Consider the following 21024-nt stretch of genomic DNA (forward strand, 5'->3'; position numbering starts at 1 on the left):
TATTCCTGCGGGGTTTGAGCATTTGTAACACCAATATGGTATATTTGAATGTTCAAAACTGGCAATGAAAAAATTCGCCCTTACCATACTTATAGCTGGTGTACTACTCGCACTCTTTACCTATGCCGCAAATGCAGCAAATCTTCTTGGCATTAAAACGTTTTTTAAACTTGGCTTCTTTGCATTGGGCCTCATGATCCTTTCCGCAGCCTATTTCCTGGTTTCTTTCCTGGTGGAGTGGGCAAAGGAAACTGATTTTTTCAAAAGGGTTTTATAAGGGCAGCTGCACAGTGTTAAACCAATAAGCATGTAACATAGCGGCAAATTGTACCAGGTCGGCAAAGTTGGTGGGCTTGATCATATAGCTGTTAACTCCCAGCTCGTAACAATGGCTGATGTCTTTGGCTGCGGTGGAGGTTGTGAGGATCACTATAGGCAGTGTTTTCAGCCGGCAATCATTCTTGATTTCGTGCAGGGTTTCCCTGCCGTCTTTCTTAGGCATGTTCAGGTCCAGCAGTATCAGGCTGGGAAAAGGATAGCTTATTTCATCGCTGTACTTGCCCTGCCGGTGCAGGTAGTGTAATAATTCCTCTCCGTTTTCTACAAAATAAATAGCCGTATCTGCCCCGTTTTCTTCAAAAGCTACTTTTATTAACTCCCTGTCATCGGCATCATCGTCCGCCACCAATATGCATTTCCTATTGGCCTGGCCATTACCGTTAATGATCATTCAAATTGGGTTTGAAGCTAAAATACAACAATTGTTCTTTGTTCAGTACGCTTTTACTTCCCGCTGTCAAAAATTCTAAAAATATATTGAATGATGGTTTTTTACGGGCTGTTTTACTTCTTTTGCAGGTTCGCCAGCTGGGTAAACAACGCTTTCTCCTGCTCGCTCAGGTGCTGTGGTATATGCACCATGGCCGTCAGGTACAGGTCGCCGGGCTGGCTGGCGTTATTATAGGCCGGCATACCCATTCCTTTGAGGCGGAATACGCGCCCGCTGTCGGTACCAGCCGGTATGTTCATACTCAGCGGACCACCCAGCCCCTGCACAGTAGTTTTGCCGCCTAATACGGCAGTGTATAAGTCTACCGGCGCATCGGCATATACATCCTTTCCCTTCAGCTCAAATTGCGGGTGAGGCGCCAGCTGTATGGTAATCAGCAGGTCGCCGTTTTCTCCGCCGTTGCGGCCGGGAGCCCCCTTGCCTTTCAGGCGTATCACCTGCCCGTCGTATAAACCGGGCTTCAGCTTTATGTTTAACCGCGACCCGTTTACGCTTACCTGCCGGGAACCGCCGGCATAGGCATCTTCCAGCGATACTTCCATAGTAGCCGTAACATCCTGCCCCCGGCTGGTCCGCTGCCTGCGCTCGCCGCCGCCAAAAGACCGCCCGAACAGCTGCTCAAAGAAGTCGGAAAAATGCCCGCCTTCCCCGAATATATCTTCTGCATTCCCCTGGTACGTATAAGTATGGCCGCCGCTGCCCCACTGGCCCCAGTCATAATCCTGCGCGCGGCCGCCGTGTCTTTCATAATCCCGCCAGTTCTCGCCCAGCTGGTCGTACTTTTTCCGTTTCTCGGGATCGCCCAGCACTTCATATGCTTCGTTCACTTCCTTGAACTTCTCCTCTGCCGCTTTGTCACCAGGATTTTTATCGGGATGGTATTTAACCGCCAGCTTACGGTAAGCCTTTTTCAGCTCCGCTTCTGTTGCGCCTTTTTCCACGCCCAGTGTTTTATAATAATCCTTGAATTCCATAATGCCTTAAAGCTATCAATAAATATACCACCGGCTGCAATCCTGTCACTTTTACCGGGAGCGGCAGGGGCAAAAAAAGGGGCCGGCAAACGCCAGCCCCTGCCTTGTGCTCTTTACGCTATTTTATCAACTTATACGCAATTTCAGGGTATCCGCGCTGTCCGCCATCCTGGCCTATGCCGGCGCTTACAAACTTCAGCTTATAGTAATTGCCGCCCGTATCTTTTACTATGTAAAAACGGTCTGTTTTTATGCCCAAAGTAGCGCCGGCAGTAGCCCGCCATTTACTGCCAATGGCATCGCGGGTGGCAGTGAATACCAGCTTGGAGCTGGTAAGATCAGCGGCGGCAAAGGTATCATAATTAAACCCATCGGCCGTAGTAGCTTCCGCGGCCTGTACGCCGGCCAGGCTGTTGCTGAACACAAAATCCGAGAACAGGTAGGGAATAACTGCTGTACCGCTGCCGGCAAAGTACACGCCGTATGACCATTGAATGTCCCACGCTGCTTTTTCCGGCTCCACGCTTACTACTTTATTGCCCGTAAAGGAGTAAAAGGTAAAATTGAAACGGGTGTCTTTGCTGATGTCGGCAGTTTGTATGGCGGTTGCCGCCAGCAGGGCATATTGCAGCCTGTAGCCGTTACCGTTACGGCTGATCTTTATTTTATACCAGGTAGCCGGGTCCGTGGCTGAAGCGGTTTCCGGCTTTACCAGGTACACCCTGTTAGCTGCATCTGCAGCGTTTACGGCTGCTATGGCGGTTTTGGACAGGCTGCCATATACATCGTCTACCATATCCAGGGTGCCGGCGCCCTGTCCCAGGGCCAGGCTAATGCCGGTTGTATCGTCCAGGCCTGCCTGGGTAATGTCTGTTTTATCCAGGGCTTTTACCGCCATGGAAGAAGTATAGTTCAGGATCACACGGTAATCGCCGCCGCTATAAAAACCCAGGTCCCAGCCGGTGCGTGCAACGGCAGTTTGCTTGTCGGCGCTGAAATCAACATACACAGCATTGGGCGCGCCGGTACCGCCCCCGCCATCCAGCTTCATAGATGCGCCGTCTGAAGGCGGTATTACCGGGGCTGTATCATCATCATTGCTGCAGGCGCCCAGGGCTGCTATTAAAGTAAGAGAAAACAAAACCCGGCGCATGCGCTGCCACTGTGATTGTTTTTTTGTGTACATGTGCTTATTAATATTTATTGGTTGTTAGTTGCTATTGGCGGCCCGGCAAAAGCGCAGGCCCAGGAAATAAGAGCGGCCATACCACATAAGCACCGGACCGCCGGTGCTGTGCGCCTGCCCAATGTCGGCAGACGTGTTTTTAAGCCGGTCTACATTAAATACATTTTTTACGCCTGCCTGTAAGGTCAGGTATTTGTTCACCCTTTTGGATGCCGTTACATCCGCATAATGGAACGCAGCTGTTTTGGCCAGGTGCACAGCTTCCGCATTATTTACCGTTGCCAGCTCATAGGTTGGCCGCACGCCGCTGAATTTATAGAACAAGCTAACGGTACCGCCCATACGCAGCAGCTGCCAGGTAATGTTGGCGTTCACTTCAGGCGCCCAGGTAAAGGAAGGTGATGGCATACGTTTATTGTACGCAGTGTCATCTGCAAAGCGGTTATAGCGGCCCGCGTACAGCAGTCCTATTGCGGCCTGCAGGTTTTCCCATTGCAGCGTATGTTCCAGCATGCCGCCGGTGGTTTTGAATTTATTAATGTTGATGTAAGTGCTAATGGATGGATCTGCGGCATCATATCCAATATCTATGAGGTTGCTGAAATTATTATAAAAGCCCGATAAGGCCACCGCGTAATGCAGCTTGTTGTTACTGGCTGCCTGCCAGGTAAGCGAGCCGTTTACGCTGTGCGAATATTCCGCTTCCAGGTTGGGATTACCTTTAATGGAATGGCTGGCGTCAAAGAAATAAAAATACAGCTCGCGCAGGGCCGGCGCCCGGAAACCGCGCGCATAGGACAACCGCAGGTCCACGCTATTCCCCAGCGCCACTTTGGTATTAACGGAAGGTATTACCGGCGGCGCATCGTACACGGAGTTATGGATAACGCGCACGCCCGGCCGTACATTCAGCCAGCGCGCCGGTTTTATTTCTGCAGATGCAAACACCGCATAGTCCGTAATCACCGGCGAACCTTCAATACGCTGCCCGCTGCTGGCATCCCTTTTAATTTCAACACCCGGCTGCAGCGCAACCCTGCCGGATATTTTATATTGTACCGTGCCCCTGAAAAAGAGGGTATTGAATTTTGACACGTCCTGCGCACCGGCATCTTCCGACAGGGCAGATGTGTTGGTACGAAAATCTTTAATGGTAGTTTTTGTTCTACGACGGTAGTCCTGGTAAGAGAACGCTCCGTTCGCACTCAGGCGCTCACCGGGTTTCCAGGCGGCCTGCGCCTGGTGGGTATAACGGTTGGTATAAAAATACTGGTCGGTTGACTTGTAGTTGCCGGTATTAATATCACCCAGGTTTTTGATATTCTCATGCAGGTAATCCAGGCGGTACCACATTTCCCATTTATTGTTGCCATAACCTAGCATGCCGCTGGCGAAAGACTGGTCTTTGGGATGCCATTCCTTTTTACGCGCGGTATAATCACCCTGCCAGCCGCCAAAACCGTTGCGGGTATAGCTGCCATTGGCAAACCAGCTGCCGTGGCCCCATTGCATGCCCAGGTGCTCATTATGCAGTCCTTTGCCGTTAAATGGCTGGTATTCCGTACCGGCTGTTTCTTCCTGCACACGTGCTGTAACCGTAAGATTATCTGTTTGCTTTTTGGTAATGATGTTGATAACGCCTGCCAACGCATCTGTACCATAAACGACCGACATAGGGCCTTCTACAATTTCTATACGTTCAATGCTGTTAACATCTACCTGGCTTAAGCTTTGTTTAGTGCTGCCCCTGTCTACCAGCGGCACGCCGTCCAGCAATACTTTTACGCTCTGGCCCGACATGCCCATCAGCTCCACGTCTGTTTCACCCAAAGTAGCGTCATTGGAAAAGCGGATGCCCAGCTCATTGCTTAGCACACCCAGCACATCGGTGGCGCCACGCAGCTGTATGTGCCTGCTGTTAATAGTGCGCACCCGGTACACGGATTGTTTCATGGATTGCGCCTGGTACTGGCCGGTTACCACCACATCTTTCAGCTGCACGGCAGTGTCTTGCGCAAAGCTGTTCACACGGCACAGGAGCCAGCAAAAGAACAGCGCCATTAATTGTTTCATCAGGGATCAGTTTATTATTGTTTTGCTTATACCAGGGTATATACCTCCTGCATCAGCAGCGCCTCTTGCACTGTTGCCACCATAACTTCCCATTCTGCCCTGGTAAAAGTGAAGCTAATGTCATAGCAGGGCGTATGCACAATCACCCGCTCCTGGTTATCAGGGAAAGGCAGCGCACACTCGCTGAACTTTCCCCGGTTCAGCGCTTTGCTGAAATGAATAAAATCGTCCGGAGTAAAATTCAGCAGCACATTGCCATGCCACAGGAAAACGGTTTTACATTGCATACAATGCCCTATATGCGTGTGCCCTTTATGGGCCAGCATCCTGGTTTCACACATAGATTACTTGTTTAACAAACGACTATGATTGGCCTGTCATACCCGCCATACGCATGCAGCATTCTGCCGGTACAGCGGGCAGACAGCGAGTTTCATAGACCAGCAGATATTATCAGTAGAAAAATTGATTATTATAAGCCGGCGGAGAACGGCATTACAAAAATAGGCAGCAGCAGGTAGTAGTAATGATCGGATCAGGAAAAGTATTTACGACAAAAGAAAAAATGCAAAATATTAAATGTAAAATGTTGAATGTAAAAGTCAGGGCAGTGTTTACTTTATAATAACACTGTAGAATGTAAAAGTTAATGGCTGCATGCGCTTCATTAAAACCACGTGGGTTTCATAAACTCACCGCCGCCTGCTTTTACATTTAAAATTTTACATTTTACATTCTCCCACAAGCGCCCGCCATTGCTGTTGTTCGGGCTGGCCGGGCTTGCGTTTTCCGAAGAACTGCACAATCATCTCTTTATTGTTGTCAAATACTTCTACAGCAGTTATAATCCCATCTGCCGACGGTTTTTCCACCACCCAGCACTGGTTAATATCGGTTGTTTTCAGGTGCAGGTTAAAGTCGGCATCCATTACATTGATCCATCCTGGTATTTCCACTATTTTCTGCACCGGGCCGGTATGAATTTCAATGTTACCGTGGTTGCCTACAAACACCATGATTTCCTGCCCGTCGGCTGCTGCCCGTGTCAGCAATGTTTTTACACAGCCCGTATGAACCTGCTGCGTGAAACGGCCCGCGGCCATTTCCAGGGCGTGCAAACGGCCTACCTTGTATTTACTGAGCATGGGAAAAAAGTCATGTGTGTCCTGCAGGGCGGCCCAGTCTTCCAGGAAAGCAGCAACATCCACGTTTTGTGCGTTAGCAGGCGGCGCCGGCGCCGGTACAGGCGCCATAGCAGCTGGCTGCGCGGCAGCTGTAAAATCATGCACCAGCTGCTCCCATGCAGGCAGGTTGGTTTCGGCCAGGGCGTATATTTTTATTACCGCATTCCCCTGCCCGTCAAATACCTGCAGGGAATTTTTAAAGCCCAGGGCTTCATCATCCCTCACTGCAAAGCCATGTACCCATTTGGAGAAGAACATGCGCAGGTCAATATCTTTCCCAACTACTACGCCTACATGCCGGCTTCCTGTACGTACATCTTCAAATATGCCCTTTCTTTCAATTACACAGCTTTCGTTGCGGGTAAGCACCATTACTTTCCCAACGCCGGGCATCCGTTGCAGCAGCGCCGGAAAATCATTGCGCAAATGCGCCACGGTAGCGCCGGTGCAGGCAGCCACCAGCTGGCCTTCGCTTACCTGCAGCGCACGGGCGGCATCCCTTATCCTGGTTTTAGGATTTTGCAGGCGGAACGCCTGCCATTGTTCTTTTAAGCCGGAAGTGAGTGTATTATTCATAGTTATTAACAAGCTTTTATTGCCTGTGCGGCAAATGATGGAAATAAGGTAGTAGTGGTACCGGTGACCACCAGGGGAAAGGCAAACAATGGATGCTGCAGTACGGAAACCTCTACGCCAAAACAGCCCCGGATGTGGGAGGCCGACAATACCGTTTGCACTGGTCCCTGTATATATACATGCCCGTTTTTCAGGAAAAAGATACGTTGCGCATAAGCAGCTGCCAGCTGAAAATCGTGCAGCACTGCTACTACCAGCACACCCTGCCGGGCCAGCTGCGCGGCCAGCTGTAACGACAGCTGCTGATGCAGTATATCCATGCCCGTTACCGGCTCGTCCAGCAGCAGCATTTTTTTACCGGTGTAGTCCATGGCGTGCAGGTCGGGCGCTTCCAGCAGCTGCGCCAGCACCCGGGCCATTTGCACGCGTTGCTGCTGCCCGCCTGATAATGTGGGATAGGTACGGTGCCGCAGGTCATACACCTCCAGTAATTTCAAAACATAGGTGATAATCTCCTGGTGGTGCGCGTGCTCCTGCAGGCGGTACGCATAGCGGCCCATGGCCACTACCGCTGCTACGGTAAAAGGCATTTGCAAATGCAGCTGTTGTGAAAGTACGGCGCGTTGCCGGGCCTGCACCGCTGCCGGAAGCTGATGCAGCTCCTGCCCGTTAATGGCAATGCTGCCGCGGTAATGCATATACTCGCCGGCAATAGCACGCAGCAGGGTTGATTTACCGGCGCCATTAGGCCCCATGAGCACACACAGCTCGCCCGGATGAGCCTGCAGGCTTACCTGCGTCAGCACCGGCGTATTTCCAAACGACAGCGATACATTTTCTACATCCAGCATTATACAGTATTTAAACGCTTCTCTTTTATGATCAGCCAAATGAAAAACGGTGCGCCGGTAATAGCCGTAATAATGCCTACCGGCAGCTCTGCCGGTGCCACAATGGTGCGGCACAGCAGGTCGGCCACCGTAAGCAGCACCGCACCTGCCAGGGCTGCGCCAGGTATCAGCATATGATGGTCCGGACCGGTGAACTGCCGGATAATATGCGGCACCACCAATCCTATAAAACCAATAATACCTGCTACCGCCACACCGGCTGCTACGGCCATGGTAGCGTAAATAATAAGCTGTGTCTTTAACCTGTTCACCTGTACGCCGCTATGCATTGCCTCCTGCTCTCCCAGTGCAAATACATTCAGCGCAGGCGCCATGCGGGGCAGCATAATTACCGGCACCAGCACAAAGGGCAATACCGCTGCTACGGTTTGCCAGGAGGCTCCTCCCAGGCTGCCCAGCGTCCAGAAGGTAATGCTGCGCAGCTGCTCATTATCCGCTACATAGGTTATTAAGCCGGTAAAGGCGCCGCACATGGCATTTACGGCAATACCGCTCAGCAGCATAACAGATACAATGGCCTTGCTACCGTAAACGGACATACGAAAAACAACCAGCACGGTAAGCATCGCTCCCACGAAAGTAATACAGTGCTGTGCATAGGCCTGTAAAATGCCGCTACCTGCCATAAACGGTATATACGCATGCAGCACTATAAGCATAGCAGCAGTAAGGGATGCACCGGCGCTGACGCCTATCAGTGCGGGATCTGCCAGCGGGTTGCGGAACAGCCCCTGCAGGGCAGCGCCGGCAATTCCCAATCCGGCTCCTACAAGCGCCGCCAGCACCACGCGTGGCAAACGGATCATCCATAGTACGGCAGGCAGCTGTGCCGGGTAGCTAACCGGCAGCTGTATGCCTATGCCCTTGAGTAAAATAGCCACTACCTGTAACGGCGACATATGCATAGCGCCGGTGCCAATGGCAACGATCATTACCAGCAACAGTACTGCGCTTAATATGGCAAGACTGATGTATTTTTTACGCATCTTTAATTTTCTCCGACAATACCTTAATGGCTTCAATAACGCGCGGCCCAAAACCTGAGAGAAGCTGCCCGTCCATGGCAATAATGTGCTGCTGCTTACCGGCCGTGGTTTGCGGAATGCCCGGCACCCGCAACAACCCGTTTACACCGCCAATGCTTTCCAAGCCGCTGTCAAACAGCAGAATCACGTCCGGGTTGGCGGCTACCAGCGCTTCGGTGGTAAGCGGTTTAAAATCTTTAAAACCGGTAGCGGCATTTTTTGCGCCGGCCAGCGCAATTATTTTATCCAATGGCGTGTCCTGCCCCGCTACCATCAATGTGCCGGCGCCGCGGGCATAAATGAACAATACTTTTTTAGATTGCGGGCTTACCTGTAATGCCTGTTGCTGCTGTTCCAGCTGTTTGCACAAGGCTTCGCCTTTGGCCGTTGCCTGCAGCGCAGCAGCTATTGCGCGGATCAGCTTTTTTGTGCCGGCTATGGAATACTCCTGCTGCAGCACTACTGTTTTTACACCGGTAGCCTTCAGCTGGTCAATTACAGTGGGCGACAGAAAATTAGTGGTGGCCAGTACCAGGTCGGGCTGCAGCGCCAGCACCGGCTCAGCGGAAATATTCCGGTTATGCCCTACTTTAGGCAGCTTTTGTACGGTGGCCGGGTAAGTGCTGGTAACATCCACCCCTGCCAGCGCCTTTTCAAAACCAAGGGCGCAAACCACTTCTGTAACCGTACCGTTCAGCGATACAATACGGCGCTGCGCACACAGGGCTGCAGCAATAAACAGGAAAACAGGTAATAATATAAGAAAGGGCCTTAGCCGGATGCGTTGCATAAATGATTTGATTTATTAATAGTATGTATTAAAAAAAATGGCTGACCCTACCCGGGATCGGGCCAACCACCACCTGCAAGGAACACTTTACTCCGCCATGTTCCGGCAAGTATCTTCAGGGGCATAGCGATCTTCTCCTGTTCCATACGCCCGGAACAGGGTCACGTTATTAAACAGCAGATTGCTTGTGAATACCAGGCCTGCCCGTGTAAGCGGATATTACACAGGGGCGGCAGGCTGCTACATTCATGCGGCGGAGTAAAGGAGTAAGGCAAAGCTAGGTCATGAAAATGTAAAACCTTAATCAAATCGGGAATTTAAACAGGGAGCATTTACGCAAAAGGAAAAACAAATGCACCCGCTGCTGAACCAAACCGGTTGAAAGTTGTTCTAATTAAGGGACCCTGCGTTGATCTGTAAAACATATCCGTTCATTAAAACCACTCAAACAATATGGATTGGGATGAAATTCTGAACCCGCTATCGCCACTATACCAGGATGCTATGTATGAACAGCAGCAGCTGGTAAGTATGCAGGATGGCCTGATAGACGCCACAAAAAAAATGATAGAAACGGTATATCCACAACTATATCACCTGGAGTCCGAAGGTTATAAGGAGCTGGAATCTGTTATTATCACGGAATGCGTAAAGTTTTCCTGTAAGATCAATGAGGTAATTAACCGGTATCATATTAACGAATAGTTATTTTGTTACCTTACAGGCCATTCTTTGGGTGTACATCCCGGCTACTATGCCATACCCGTTTGTTACGTTAGAGTAAACCTTTACCGGCTGCGACAAGAAATTACCATCGTCCTGCCCGTTCTGCTGCTCATCCACACTTTTCAGGTAACGGTAGCCCTGTGCTGTAAGGGCGGTCACCTCCGCTACCAGGTATTTGTATGTAACCGGCTTGTCGGTTTGCAGCACAAAGCGTATGGCTTTTCCGTCAAAACGCTCATCTTTTACCACCAGGTCCTGGTAGTAAGTGTCACTGATAATATCCGCAAAGTTATCATTGAGAGAGGGGTCCATACGGTATTTGATCATGCTCAGCGGCTGTATGCTGCCGTTTATACTGTCTGCCGCATATAAATGAACCCGGTAATAGTTGGCTATGCCTGCCGGGTCTTTCAGGGTAAATTTTACCTGGCTGGCGGTTTGCTGTGCAAAAAGACCGCTTGCTTCCGGCAGGCCGGGAATACTGTCGGTACCTGTTACAGCCGTTAAACCGGTAGCCGCCGCCATAATGGTATAAACCTTTCCTGGTCGCGCCGCTGTATCAGATACAAAATAACCGCGACCGTTTATTTCCCGCCAGTGCACGGCTGAAAAGGGCAGCCCGTTTTCCAGCATGGTTACCTGCGCATGCGCCAGCGCCGTAAACTCCGTATCATTATCCGATACTACCGGCTCGCTTTTGGTAACGCGGATATACACGGGGCTATCTGCCTGTATAAAAGCGTTCAGCACAATTTTATCTCCTTCATAGGGCAGGTTCAGCCTGGCCTTTTTTTCACAGCCGGTAGCCAGTATGGCTAACCCTATAGTATATACGATAATGAAACGCAGGCGCATTTTTTAAAATTTAACGGAGTAAGCAATGCTGGGCAGTATGGGTAAAATAGTTACCTGTGCAAGGTAGCGCTGGTTGCGCTCCTCGTCTGATTTTACATAGTAATAAAAAGGATTTCTCCGGTTATAGGCATTGTACAGGCTCAGGTTCCAGCTCTTGGTCCATCGCTTTTTCTTTTTAGTGTAGGTAATGCTAAGGTCCAGGCGGTGCACGCTGCCGGCGCGGAACTGGTTACGCGTTCCCAGGTCGTCTACCCTTGGCGGCAATGTTTGCCCCGGCGGGTTGTAAGGCGAAGGCTCCAGCACGCCTTCGTAGCTGGCCACGGGCAGCGTGAGCGGTTTGCCGGTAGTGAACTGCCAGCCGGCCGACAGCTCCCAGTGTTTGCCCAGCCGCTGTATTACTGTAAGCTCCAGGTTGTGGCGTGCATCATATTTATAAGGAAACCGTTTACCGTTGTTTACGGCTGCAAACTGCCGGTCGGACCATGCCAGCGTGTAACCCAGCCAACCCCGGAGATGGCCCTGCTTTTTTTCCGCCAGCCACTCTGCGCCATAGCTGCGGCCTTTACCAACAATCACCTGCTCATCCCACTTTTTACCGGCCGAATTGAATACCGAAGCATCCTCCGTATATTCGATTACGTTATTCATGGTTTTATAATAGCCTTCCAGTGAAAACTCGTACTGATGATCATCCGTGGTTTTGGCGGCGCCTATGGTCAGCTGCCGGGATAGCATGGGCTTTACCTTGTGCGTGGAGGGCACCCAAAGGTCCGTAGGCAGGTTGGTGCTGTTGTTGGTAAGCAGGTGTATGGGCTGGTACATATGTGTATAGGCCAGCTTCAGCGCCCAGCCTTGCGGCAGCAGGTAACGCAAGCCCAGCCTGGGCTGCAGGGATTTATAAAAACGCTTCTCCACCAGGAAGCCCGCGGCATGTATGCCTGCATTCAGGTGAAGGTTGGGCGACAACTGCCAGTCATCCTCTGCATACAATACCATATCTACTCCCACAGTATTAAAATTGTTATAGGCTGTATCGGGCAGGGAAGCTGTGGTGGAATCGGAATTATCCTCAAAGAAAAAAGTACCCGGCTTAAAAATATGGGTGGTAGAGCCCAGCCCGAATTTTATGGCATGGCCGGGACGCGGACGGTAATCAAAATCTATTTTCCCTACAACATTCTGTATTCTTGAGTGGTAGCGGCCATACAGCTCCGAACGTTCATCAATCGTGTAGGATTTAAAATTGTAGTTATAGTGCGTAAGAAAAAAGTACTGGGAATAATTAAACGTTACATTGGAAAACAGGCGCTGGCTAAATACATGGTTCCAGCGCAGCGTGCCTGTAAGGTTACCCCATCCCAGCTTAAAGCCGCTCTGCTCCTGGTACCGCCGCTGGTCCGGCGCATCTTCTGTTTCATAATCATGGTCCTGCTTTATGATCAATGCATCTTCTCCGCCATAGGCGCTGAGGTACAGGCGGTCCCTGGGCGAGAAAATATGGTTGATGCGTACGTTGGCGTCATAGAAAAAAGCATAAAAGTCGCCCTTATCGCCCAGGTCTGCCAGCGACTTAACGGCGCCATTCATCAGCAGGTCTATATAAGAGCGGCGGCCGGATATAATGAACGATGTTTTGTTTTTCCACAAAGGGCCTTCTACCATAAACTTGGCGGCAATGGTGCTGATAGATACTTCTCCGTGATAGTTTTTCATATCCCCGTCCTTCATCGAAATATCTACAATAGAGGACAGGCGTCCGCCGTAGCGGGCCGGGAACGCGCCCTTATACAGGTCGGCATGCTTAATAATGTCCGGGTTAAACACGGAAAAAATGCCGAATACATGCTCTGAATTAAACACCGGCGTGCCATCCAGCAAAAACAGGTTCTGGTCGGGACTGCCGCCCCGCACGCTCATACCGCCGCTGCCTTCTGCACCGCCGGTAACCCCCGGCAGGCTTTGCAGCGTGCGCAGCACATCGGCCTCACCCAGCAGCCGGGGCATGGCCTTTACTTCCGCAATTGGAATATCCACCTTGCTCATTTGCGTTTGCTCCTGCAGGTGCGGCTGCATATTTTCTGTAACTATTACTTCCTGCAGGCTATTTACAGGCTGCAGCGCCACGGTAAGCTGCCGGTTGCCCGTAGCCGGCAGTGTGCAATGCTGCGGGCTGTAGCCGATATAAGAAACCAGCAGCCCGCTGGTATCTTTTTTTAAGGTAATACTGTAAAAACCATATTGATTGGTAACTGTGCCTGCCTGCTGCGCCGGGCAGTAAATAGTGGCGCCTATCAGCTTTTCGCCTGTACGGATGTCTTCCACATAACCGCTGATGGTGCGCAGCGGCGTAGCCTTTACAGTAAGCACCACCTGGTTGCCAATACGGTCAAAGGCAATATCATAGGGTTCAAACATGGCTTCCAGCACCTTTTTCAGCGGTTTATTGCGTACATGCAGCGTTATTTTATGAGAAAGGTCCACCACATCGCGGCTATACGAAAAATGGATGCCGTACTTTGTTTCCAGCAGCCGGCATACTGCCAGCAGCGGCTGGTCTTTTACATTAAGCGTAACCCGGGTATGCCAGTCCCATCCCATTGCCTGCAGCGGGAAAGCGCTCAAAAGTATTCCCAACAGCAGTTTTGCGGTAAATGGCATAGCTACACAGCGGTTTTGATGATTAAACAGGTTGTGTGACATATAAATTGACGGCACAGTACAACGGGGAACATACGGCCGGCCTCCTTTTTAACAAACGGTCCGGCAGCTGCTTTCCCCTATTCCGGGCTCAAAAATAGGAATTATGTAATGATGTGGTAATGCCTGCATAGGGCTGCATATTAGCGCATTAGTTTATATCTTTGCACCACGCATGTACCATCTTATCAAGCAACTACTGTTCAAATTTCCTCCTGAAAGCATTCACCATAGCGTAATGCGGGGCATTAAGCTGTTCCATGGCCTGCCGTTGGGCAAAACCGTGCTGAATGCCCTTTTTAACCCGCACGCTGCGGGCCTGGAAAAAGAGCTGTGGGGACTTACTTTCCGCAATCCCGTAGGCCTGGCTGCGGGCTTTGACAAAGATGCGCGCTATACCGACGAACTGGCCAGCCTGGGATTTGGATTTGTAGAAATAGGTACGGTTACGCCCCTGCCGCAGCCCGGCAATGAGCAGCCCCGCCTGTTTCGCCTGCCGGCGGATAAAGCCCTCATTAACCGCATGGGTTTTAATAATGAAGGCGCGGTGGCCGCCGCCAAACGCTTGCAAAAACGCAGGTCCGGCATTATCATTGGCGGTAATATTGGTAAGAACAAGGTAACGCCTAATGAAGAAGCAGTGAGCGACTATGAAAAATGCTTTCATGCGTTATTTGATGTAGTGGATTATTTTGTGGTGAACGTAAGCTCTCCCAACACCCCCAACCTGCGCGCCCTCCAGGAAAAAGAGCCCCTGAAGCAGCTGCTGCATCACCTGCAGCTGCTGAACGCGCAGAAAAACAAGCCCAAACCTATTTTATTAAAAATAGCGCCAGACCTCACCCATGAGCAGCTGGACGATATTATTGAAATTGTGCAGGAAACCGCGTTGGCCGGTATTGTAGCAACCAACACCACCATTAGCCGGGAAGGCCTGCAAACCCCGGCGGCGGCCGTGGAAGCCATAGGCGCAGGCGGATTAAGCGGCCTGCCGGTAAAAGACAGGTCCACTGCAGTGATCCGGTACATTCATGAAAAAACCGGCGGCCAGCTGCCCATTATTGCAGCCGGCGGCATTTTTACCGCTGCCGATGCCCGGGAAAAGCTGGATGCCGGCGCCTCCCTGGTACAGGTGTACACCGGCTTTATTTATGAAGGCCCGGCCATTGTTAAAAATATTTGTAAAGGGCTGGAAAAAAAATAATATCCATTCTATAACATCAACCTATTATGGAACAATTGTTCACTACAGAAGCGCTCATCAGCCTCCTGACCCTGGTATTAATGGAAGTGGTACTGGGCATTGACAACGTTATTTTCGTATCGATTGTTATGAACCGGCTGCCGCCGCATAAACGTACCCAGGCCCGCCGGATCTGGATGTTCACCGGCATAGGCGTACGGGTTATACTGCTGCTGTGCATTGGATATATTGTAAAAGCCAAAAGCCCGCTGTTTTTCATCGGCAGCCACGGCATCAGCCTCCGCGACCTGATTATGCTGGGCGGCGGTTTATTCCTGCTTATTAAAACTACCCGTGAAATTCACCATAAGCTGGAAGGGGACGAAGAGGAAATGAATATAAAAGGCGGGGATAAGAAAGCAGTATCGCTGCTGAATGTGGTAGGACAGATTATTGTAATTGACATGGTTTTTTCTTTTGACAGTATTATTACGGCCGTTGGCCTGGCGCAGCATATACCAATCATGATCATTGCCGTGATCATAGCCATGATCATTATGTTCCTGTTTGCACCCCGCATCAGCGATTTTATACATAAACATCCTACACTTAAAATGCTGGCCCTCTCCTTCCTGGTAATGGTAGGCGCTATCCTGATCATAGAAGGATGGGATGCAGAGAAAACAGAGGAGCTGCACCTCAAGAACTATGTATATTTTGCCATGGCCTTTTCCTTTGGCGTAGAAATGCTGAATATGGCGATGCGCAAAAAAACCGTCAAACCAGTTGAGCTGCGGGAGCCGGTAGTAAAAGAGGAAAAGTGATCCAATGTAAGGAGGCGATAGGATGTGCAGATATGCAAATGTGCAGATGTGCAGATGTGCAGATGTGCAGATGATAGAGCGGATGCAGATGTGCAGATGAAAAACAGCAATGTTTACATTTAATCACCTGCACATCTTTTCATTATCTGCACACTTGCACAGCTGCATATCCGCACATTATTTACTTGCGTTCATCAGCACACAGGCTACCATACCCGCGGTTTCTGTACGTAAACGTGTATTTCCCAGTGATACAGGCTGAAATCCCTGCTCCAGCGCCAGTTGCACTTCTGCCGGTGTAAAATCGCCTTCAGGGCCAATCAGGATCAATGTGTTCTGCCCCGGCTGCATAGCCTGCTGTAAAGGCGTTTTTTGCTCCGGCAGGCAATGCGCAATAAAACGCTGCTCAACGCCGGGCCGTTGTACCAGCGTTTCAAATGCAACAGGGGCCGCCAGCTCCGGTAAATAATACTGCTGGCTTTGCAGCATGGCAGCCACCAGTATGCTCTCCAGCCGTTCTGTTTTAAACTTCTCCTTCTCCGTACGGTGGGTGAGCAAGGGAATAATGCTTTGCACACCAATTTCCGTGGCCTTTTCCAGGAACCACTCCATACGGCCGGCGTGTTTGGTAAAGGCAATGGCTATACGTAAGGTGGGCGCCGGTTTGGGCAGGGTTTCACAATGGGTTACCTGTACCACGCATTTTTTCCGGTTATCATCCGTAATAATGGCGGAAAATTTTTGTCCCTGCCCGTTGGCCAGCAGCACGGGCTGTCCTTTTTCCCTGCGCAGCACCTGCACACAGTATTTAGAGGTTGCTTCATCCATAGTGTAAGCAGTAGCTGTAGCATCCAGCCCCCTGGCATAAAAAACAGGTAATTCCATACTAGCAATTAATGATTAAATACATGCTATCCTTCTAAAAACAGGCCTGTAGCCTGTAAACGTTCCGGGACAGCGTTCATGACTTGCAATACATTTTCTCCCGCTTCTCTTTCGACTCTCCCGGCCTTCTCCTTCGCCTCTCCTTGCTCCCGGCAGCTCCGGCCGTACCTGCTGAAATACTATCCGCCCGCGGCAACCGTTTCCGGCTGCACAGCCAGGGCCTGCCGCCGGGTTTTTACCTGGAAACGGATGAACAGCAGCACAGAAGCGGTTAGCAGCCCCAGTAACAATCCCCACCAGATGCCCTGTATGCCTGCTTTTAAATGAATGCCCAACAGGTAACCTATAGGCAGGCCCAGGCCCCAGTAAGCCAGCAATGTAATAACAGTAGGCACCTTTACATCCCCCATGCCGCGCAATATGCCCAGCCCTACCACCTGTGTGCCGTCGAACAGCTGGAAAAAGGCGGCGATAATAAGCAGCTGCCCTGCAATTACAATCACATCCGGCTCTTTCACATACATCAGCGGCAGTACATGGTTGCCCAGCATAAATACCAGTGCGGAGGTGCCCATAAGCACCAGCACCATATGATAGCTGGCTATGGCCGACAGGCGCAGCTGCCGGAACTGCCGGGCGCCGTAAAAATTGCCGCTTTTAATGCCTGCTGCTGCAGATACGCCGCTGGCCATCATGTACGTCATGGTGGCCAGGCTGATAGCTATCTGGTGCGCCGCCTGCTCGCGCGCGCCAATCCAGCCCACCATTATTACAGCGCCGCTGAAAGCGCTCACCTCAAAAATATATTGCAGGGCCACCGGCGCGCCAATACCCAGTATTTTTCGTATTACGGCCCCTGATACATCCCGGAAACGGAACTGCTGCAAATAGGGCTTGAAACGGCGCGCGGTAAGCACATACCAGCCCATGGCAGTGCCCATAAGCAGGCGGTCCGTTAAAGTGGCGATACCCACGCCTATTACGCCCATACGCGGCATACCGAATAACCCGAACACCAGCGTAATACCTAATAATATATTAATTATGTTACCGATAATACTGATGTGCATGGCCTGCCGGGTAAAGCCCAGTCCCTCTGCAAACTGTTTAAACGACTGGTATATCATCAGCGGCAGAAAAGAAAAGCCCAGGAACTGCAAAAAAGGCTTGGCCTGCACGGCTACCGCCGGCGGCTGGTCCAGCAGGGGGATATAATAGCTGCCGGTAATAATTACGCCTCCCAGCAGCACCCCGGTTATAATATTTATCAACAGGCTTTGGCTCAGCAGGCAGCCGCAGTAGGCGTAGTTACCCCGCCCGTTTTCCTGCGCTATCAGCGGTGTTAGTCCATAGGAAATGCCCAGGCCCGTAACCATAAAAATGGTAAAAAGGCTGTTCCCTAAAGATACGGCTGCCAGCGGCACTTCACCGGTATGGCCTATAATAATGCTGTCCGACAAACCCACCAGGGTATGCCCCAGCTGCGATATAACTACGGGGTAGGCTAAACGGAAATTTTCTTTATAGAATGGCTTGTATCGTGATAGCATGGATAAAAGAGGGGAAAAATGTAAAATTTTAAATGTAAAATGCAAAAGTTGGTGGAAATGTTCAATCATGACAACCGGGCCACGTTGAAGCACATCCGCCAACTTTTACATGCTACAATCGGATTTTACCTTTTACATTCTATTAAAACGGAGCATCTTCTAACCCTTCATCGTCAAAGTTCATATCGTTCATTTTAGAACCTTTTTGGATAAATACCTTGGCGTCTTCATTTCCCGGGCGCATGCCGGCATACGGGTTGCTCATGCCGCCACCGCCGCCTTCCAGGCTGCCGTCGTCCTCAAAACGCTGGAACTCCAGCACAGCACGCAGCTTAATGGTATCGAGCTGGCCGTTACGGTGCTTGGCTATACGCACGTGCGTTTCCCCTTTGTTGGATTCACCCATTTCATTGGCGGTGATCTCGTAGTACTCGGGGCGGTACAGGAACATTACCATGTCGGCATCCTGCTCAATGGCGCCGGATTCACGCAAGTCGCTCAGCTGGGGCATTTTATTGCCATCCTTACGCTTTTCCACATCACGGCTTAACTGTGAAAGCGCTATTACCGGCACATGCAGCTCTTTTGCCAGGCCTTTCAGGTCGCGGGAAATTTTACTGATCTCCTGCTCACGGTTGGTATTACGGCCTTCGCCGCCGCCGCTCATCAGCTGCAGGTAGTCGATGATAATAACCCCCACGCCGTGGTTATGCACCAGCCTGCGGCATTTGGCGCGCAGCTCAAAAATGTTCAGCGCCGGCGTATCATCGATAAAGATGGGCGCCTTGGCCAGCCGTTCAATACCGTGGGTCATCAGCTTCTTCATCTCGTATTCTTCCAGCTTACCACGGGCAATTTTTTCCAGCTTGATCTCCGATTCTGCGGACAGGATACGCTGTACGATCTGCCCGGACGACATTTCCAGGGAAAAGATGGCTGCGCCTTTGGCAAAGCGCGGGTGCAACGCCGCGTTCCTGGCCAGGTTCAGCGCAAAGGCCGTTTTACCTACTGAAGGACGGGCCGCAATAATAATAAGGTCCGTTGGCTGCCAGCCATAGGTAACCTTATCCAGCGACGGGAAGCCGGAAGGCACCCCGGTAATATCATCGCCTTTGTTACGCAGGTCCTCAATACGCTTCATGGTATTCACCAGCACGCGGTCTATAGAGTCATAGTTCTTGCGCAGGTGATTATTGGTAATTTCAAACAGCTTGGATTCTGCCGCATCCAGCAGGTCAAACACATCAGCGGTATCTTCATACGCCTCACCCAGTATTTCACCGGATATACGTATGAGCTCGCGTTGTATAAATTTTTGCAGGATGATGCGCGCATGCGCTTCAATATTGGCAGAGGAAACTACGGTGTTGGTAAGCCGTGTTACATAAAAAGGCCCTCCTACCATTTCCAGCTCCGCGGAAGACTTCAGCTCTTCCACTACAGTAAGAATATCCACCGGCATGGATTTAGCCGCCAGCCGCTGCATAGCCATAAAGATGCGCTGGTGCGCCTCCACATAAAAACATTCCGGTTTCAGGATCTCTATCACGGTGTCAAAAGCGCCCTTTTCCAGCATAATGGCTCCCAGTACCGCTTCTTCCATGTCTTTGGACTGCGGGGGAATTTTTCCGTATACCATGCTGGAAACATCAATGGACGGCTTCCTACGTACATTATTACGGTCTTTCTTGAGATTAAGATCCATTTATGTTCAAAGAATTAAAAAGAATGAATGAAATAGATTACTGTCATGGCTTGTGTCCCCAATATGGTGGGTTCCCTACAATTTTTTTCGCATCCTGGTGTTCAGTTCTCCTTTAATAAATTGTAAACTTTTTTGAGCCGTCCAAACTAAGGTAAAGGCATTTTTTCATTAAAGCCTTACGACAAGCCGATAATATTTATAAAACCCGGCGCACACGATATGCACACGCAAAATGTCAGTTATCCACTGACTGTGTATCGGTTATCCACTTATTGGCACAAAAATACCCTGTAAAGTTCCAATTATTCACACACTTTGTGTAAAAAGATTTTCCACATAATCCTTGGAAAGTAATTCACACATTCACCGCGTGCAACGTTAGTCTTTGTAAACAACACAGCCGGCCGTTATCCCCCCTCCCTCCCTGCTGCTGAAGCACAAACCATTGACTGTGGAGTTTTTGACTATCTTTACACCACTTTATTATTTTAGCAAAATGACGATTTCTTACAATTGGCTATGTGAATATTTGCCGGTACAGCCCTCACCGGAGGATTTATCTGTTATTTTAACCCGTATAGGCCTGGAGGTAGAGAGCCTGGAAAAATTTGAGTCTGTAAAAGGCAGCCTGGAAGGGCTGGTGATAGGCGAAGTGCTCACTGCCATACCGCATCCCAATGCCGATAAGCTGAAACTAACCACTGTAAATACAGGCGCCGGCGAGCCCCTGCATATCGTATGCGGCGCGCCCAACGTAGCTGCGGGGCAAAAGGTGGTGGTAGCCCCCATTGGCGTTACCATTTACCCTGTCAGCGGCGAGCCTATGACCATGAAAAAGGCCAAAATCCGGGGTGAGGAAAGCCACGGTATGATATGCGCCGAAGATGAAATTGGCCTTGGCAGCAGCCATGCCGGCATACTGGTGCTGGATGCAGCCTTACAACCCGGTACCCCGGCCCGTGAAATATTTAAGCCCGTACAGGACTGGGTATACGAAATAGGGCTTACCCCCAACCGTATGGATGCCATGAGCCATATAGGCGTAGCCCGCGATGTATGCGCCTATTATAATAACCTGGAAAATACCCGC

At 50.6% G+C, this 21024-nt stretch carries 19 protein-coding genes; 5 read left to right on the top strand and 14 right to left on the bottom strand.

The window, feature by feature from the left end:
• The first annotated feature begins 64 nt into the window (after positions 1 to 64).
• Complete coding sequence (locus VFS25_RS23670; RefSeq protein WP_326464658.1) at positions 65 to 277, top strand: hypothetical protein; 213 nt, start codon at positions 65 to 67, stop codon at positions 275 to 277.
• Here the strand turns inward: VFS25_RS23670 and VFS25_RS23675 are convergent.
• The 9 genes from VFS25_RS23675 to VFS25_RS23715 all read right to left on the bottom strand — a co-directional run bounded on the left by VFS25_RS23675 (position 272) and on the right by VFS25_RS23715 (position 9509).
• A complete protein-coding gene (locus VFS25_RS23675; protein ID WP_326464659.1) occupies positions 272 to 730 on the bottom strand; it encodes a response regulator in 459 nt (152 codons plus the stop codon). The genes VFS25_RS23670 and VFS25_RS23675 overlap by 6 nt on opposite strands.
• Before the next feature lie 113 nt (positions 731 to 843).
• Positions 844 to 1764 (bottom strand): J domain-containing protein, encoded by a 921-nt coding sequence (locus VFS25_RS23680; protein WP_326464660.1) that lies wholly within the window; start codon positions 1762 to 1764, stop codon positions 844 to 846.
• Between the two features lie 118 nt (positions 1765 to 1882).
• Positions 1883 to 2950: an HmuY family protein gene (locus tag VFS25_RS23685; protein ID WP_326464661.1), complete on the bottom strand. Its 1068-nt coding sequence runs from the start codon at positions 2948 to 2950 to the stop codon at positions 1883 to 1885.
• Positions 2951 to 2974: 24 nt separating this feature from the next.
• Positions 2975 to 5023, bottom strand: a complete 2049-nt coding sequence (locus tag VFS25_RS23690; RefSeq protein ID WP_326464662.1) for a TonB-dependent receptor — start codon at positions 5021 to 5023, stop codon at positions 2975 to 2977.
• A gap of 26 nt (positions 5024 to 5049) precedes the next feature.
• The gene (locus VFS25_RS23695) at positions 5050 to 5364 is read right to left on the bottom strand and encodes a hypothetical protein (RefSeq protein WP_326464663.1); all 315 of its coding nucleotides are present in this window, start codon (positions 5362 to 5364) and stop codon (positions 5050 to 5052) included.
• A gap of 381 nt (positions 5365 to 5745) precedes the next feature.
• Entirely contained in the window at positions 5746 to 6783 is a 1038-nt protein-coding gene (locus VFS25_RS23700) for a hemin-degrading factor (protein WP_326464664.1), read from the bottom strand.
• 5 nt (positions 6784 to 6788) lie between these two features.
• Positions 6789 to 7634, bottom strand: coding sequence for a heme ABC transporter ATP-binding protein (locus VFS25_RS23705; RefSeq protein ID WP_326464665.1), 846 nt, complete (start codon positions 7632 to 7634; stop codon positions 6789 to 6791).
• Complete coding sequence (locus VFS25_RS23710; protein WP_326464666.1) at positions 7634 to 8680, bottom strand: iron ABC transporter permease; 1047 nt, start codon at positions 8678 to 8680, stop codon at positions 7634 to 7636. Before VFS25_RS23710 ends, VFS25_RS23705 begins: the two co-directional genes overlap by 1 nt.
• Positions 8673 to 9509, bottom strand: a complete 837-nt coding sequence (locus tag VFS25_RS23715; protein WP_326464667.1) for a helical backbone metal receptor — start codon at positions 9507 to 9509, stop codon at positions 8673 to 8675. Before VFS25_RS23715 ends, VFS25_RS23710 begins: the two co-directional genes overlap by 8 nt.
• 453 nt (positions 9510 to 9962) lie before the next feature.
• Between VFS25_RS23715 and VFS25_RS23720 the strand changes: the two genes are divergently transcribed.
• Positions 9963 to 10214 carry a hypothetical protein gene (locus tag VFS25_RS23720; protein WP_326464668.1) on the top strand — a complete coding sequence of 84 codons (252 nt, stop codon included), beginning with the start codon at positions 9963 to 9965 and terminating at the stop codon, positions 10212 to 10214.
• Here the strand turns inward: VFS25_RS23720 and VFS25_RS23725 are convergent, their stop codons facing one another.
• Together VFS25_RS23725 and VFS25_RS23730 are read right to left on the bottom strand one after the other, a co-directional pair.
• The gene (locus tag VFS25_RS23725; RefSeq protein ID WP_326464669.1) at positions 10215 to 11090 is read right to left on the bottom strand and encodes a DUF4249 domain-containing protein; all 876 of its coding nucleotides are present in this window, start codon (positions 11088 to 11090) and stop codon (positions 10215 to 10217) included.
• Positions 11091 to 11093: 3 nt separating this feature from the next.
• The gene (locus VFS25_RS23730) at positions 11094 to 13748 is read right to left on the bottom strand and encodes a TonB-dependent receptor (protein ID WP_326464670.1); all 2655 of its coding nucleotides are present in this window, start codon (positions 13746 to 13748) and stop codon (positions 11094 to 11096) included.
• 214 nt (positions 13749 to 13962) lie between these two features.
• Between VFS25_RS23730 and VFS25_RS23735 the strand changes: the two genes are divergently transcribed.
• Positions 13963 to 14991 carry a quinone-dependent dihydroorotate dehydrogenase gene (locus VFS25_RS23735; protein ID WP_326464671.1) on the top strand — a complete coding sequence of 343 codons (1029 nt, stop codon included), beginning with the start codon at positions 13963 to 13965 and terminating at the stop codon, positions 14989 to 14991.
• Between the two features lie 26 nt (positions 14992 to 15017).
• On the top strand, positions 15018 to 15794 hold the full coding sequence (locus VFS25_RS23740) for a TerC family protein (RefSeq protein WP_326464672.1): 777 nt from the start codon (positions 15018 to 15020) through the stop codon (positions 15792 to 15794).
• A gap of 177 nt (positions 15795 to 15971) precedes the next feature.
• On the opposite strand, the gene VFS25_RS23745 is transcribed toward VFS25_RS23740, so the two are convergent.
• The 3 genes from VFS25_RS23745 to dnaB all read right to left on the bottom strand — a co-directional run bounded on the left by VFS25_RS23745 (position 15972) and on the right by dnaB (position 19934).
• A complete protein-coding gene (locus tag VFS25_RS23745) occupies positions 15972 to 16679 on the bottom strand; it encodes an RsmE family RNA methyltransferase (protein WP_326464673.1) in 708 nt (235 codons plus the stop codon).
• Positions 16680 to 16858: 179 nt separating this feature from the next.
• Positions 16859 to 18229, bottom strand: coding sequence for an MATE family efflux transporter (locus VFS25_RS23750; protein ID WP_326464674.1), 1371 nt, complete (start codon positions 18227 to 18229; stop codon positions 16859 to 16861).
• Between the two features lie 142 nt (positions 18230 to 18371).
• Positions 18372 to 19934 (bottom strand): replicative DNA helicase, encoded by a 1563-nt coding sequence (gene dnaB / locus VFS25_RS23755; protein WP_326464675.1) that lies wholly within the window; start codon positions 19932 to 19934, stop codon positions 18372 to 18374.
• A 496-nt stretch (positions 19935 to 20430) separates the two neighbouring features.
• Between dnaB and ytpR the strand changes: the two genes are divergently transcribed.
• A partial coding sequence (gene ytpR / locus VFS25_RS23760; protein WP_349256405.1) for a YtpR family tRNA-binding protein occupies positions 20431 to 21024 on the top strand: 594 nt, incomplete at its 3' end.

The organism is Chitinophaga sp., assembly GCF_035761305.1.
GTDB lineage: Bacteria > Bacteroidota > Bacteroidia > Chitinophagales > Chitinophagaceae > Chitinophaga.

Excerpts from the sequence above, each read along its gene's own strand:
- VFS25_RS23670 (WP_326464658.1), top strand. The coding sequence starts at position 65 with ATGAAAAAATTCGCCCTTACCATACTTATAGCTGGTGTACTACTCGCA.
- VFS25_RS23675 (WP_326464659.1), bottom strand. The coding sequence starts at position 730 with ATGATCATTAACGGTAATGGCCAGGCCAATAGGAAATGCATATTGGTG.
- VFS25_RS23680 (WP_326464660.1), bottom strand. The coding sequence starts at position 1,764 with ATGGAATTCAAGGATTATTATAAAACACTGGGCGTGGAAAAAGGCGCA.
- VFS25_RS23685 (WP_326464661.1), bottom strand. The coding sequence starts at position 2,950 with ATGTACACAAAAAAACAATCACAGTGGCAGCGCATGCGCCGGGTTTTG.
- VFS25_RS23690 (WP_326464662.1), bottom strand. The coding sequence starts at position 5,023 with ATGAAACAATTAATGGCGCTGTTCTTTTGCTGGCTCCTGTGCCGTGTG.
- VFS25_RS23695 (WP_326464663.1), bottom strand. The coding sequence starts at position 5,364 with ATGTGTGAAACCAGGATGCTGGCCCATAAAGGGCACACGCATATAGGG.
- VFS25_RS23700 (WP_326464664.1), bottom strand. The coding sequence starts at position 6,783 with ATGAATAATACACTCACTTCCGGCTTAAAAGAACAATGGCAGGCGTTC.
- VFS25_RS23705 (WP_326464665.1), bottom strand. The coding sequence starts at position 7,634 with ATGCTGGATGTAGAAAATGTATCGCTGTCGTTTGGAAATACGCCGGTG.
- VFS25_RS23710 (WP_326464666.1), bottom strand. The coding sequence starts at position 8,680 with ATGCGTAAAAAATACATCAGTCTTGCCATATTAAGCGCAGTACTGTTG.
- VFS25_RS23715 (WP_326464667.1), bottom strand. The coding sequence starts at position 9,509 with ATGCAACGCATCCGGCTAAGGCCCTTTCTTATATTATTACCTGTTTTC.
- VFS25_RS23720 (WP_326464668.1), top strand. The coding sequence starts at position 9,963 with ATGGATTGGGATGAAATTCTGAACCCGCTATCGCCACTATACCAGGAT.
- VFS25_RS23725 (WP_326464669.1), bottom strand. The coding sequence starts at position 11,090 with ATGCGCCTGCGTTTCATTATCGTATATACTATAGGGTTAGCCATACTG.
- VFS25_RS23730 (WP_326464670.1), bottom strand. The coding sequence starts at position 13,748 with ATGCCATTTACCGCAAAACTGCTGTTGGGAATACTTTTGAGCGCTTTC.
- VFS25_RS23735 (WP_326464671.1), top strand. The coding sequence starts at position 13,963 with ATGTACCATCTTATCAAGCAACTACTGTTCAAATTTCCTCCTGAAAGC.
- VFS25_RS23740 (WP_326464672.1), top strand. The coding sequence starts at position 15,018 with ATGGAACAATTGTTCACTACAGAAGCGCTCATCAGCCTCCTGACCCTG.
- VFS25_RS23745 (WP_326464673.1), bottom strand. The coding sequence starts at position 16,679 with ATGGAATTACCTGTTTTTTATGCCAGGGGGCTGGATGCTACAGCTACT.
- VFS25_RS23750 (WP_326464674.1), bottom strand. The coding sequence starts at position 18,229 with ATGCTATCACGATACAAGCCATTCTATAAAGAAAATTTCCGTTTAGCC.
- dnaB (WP_326464675.1), bottom strand. The coding sequence starts at position 19,934 with ATGGATCTTAATCTCAAGAAAGACCGTAATAATGTACGTAGGAAGCCG.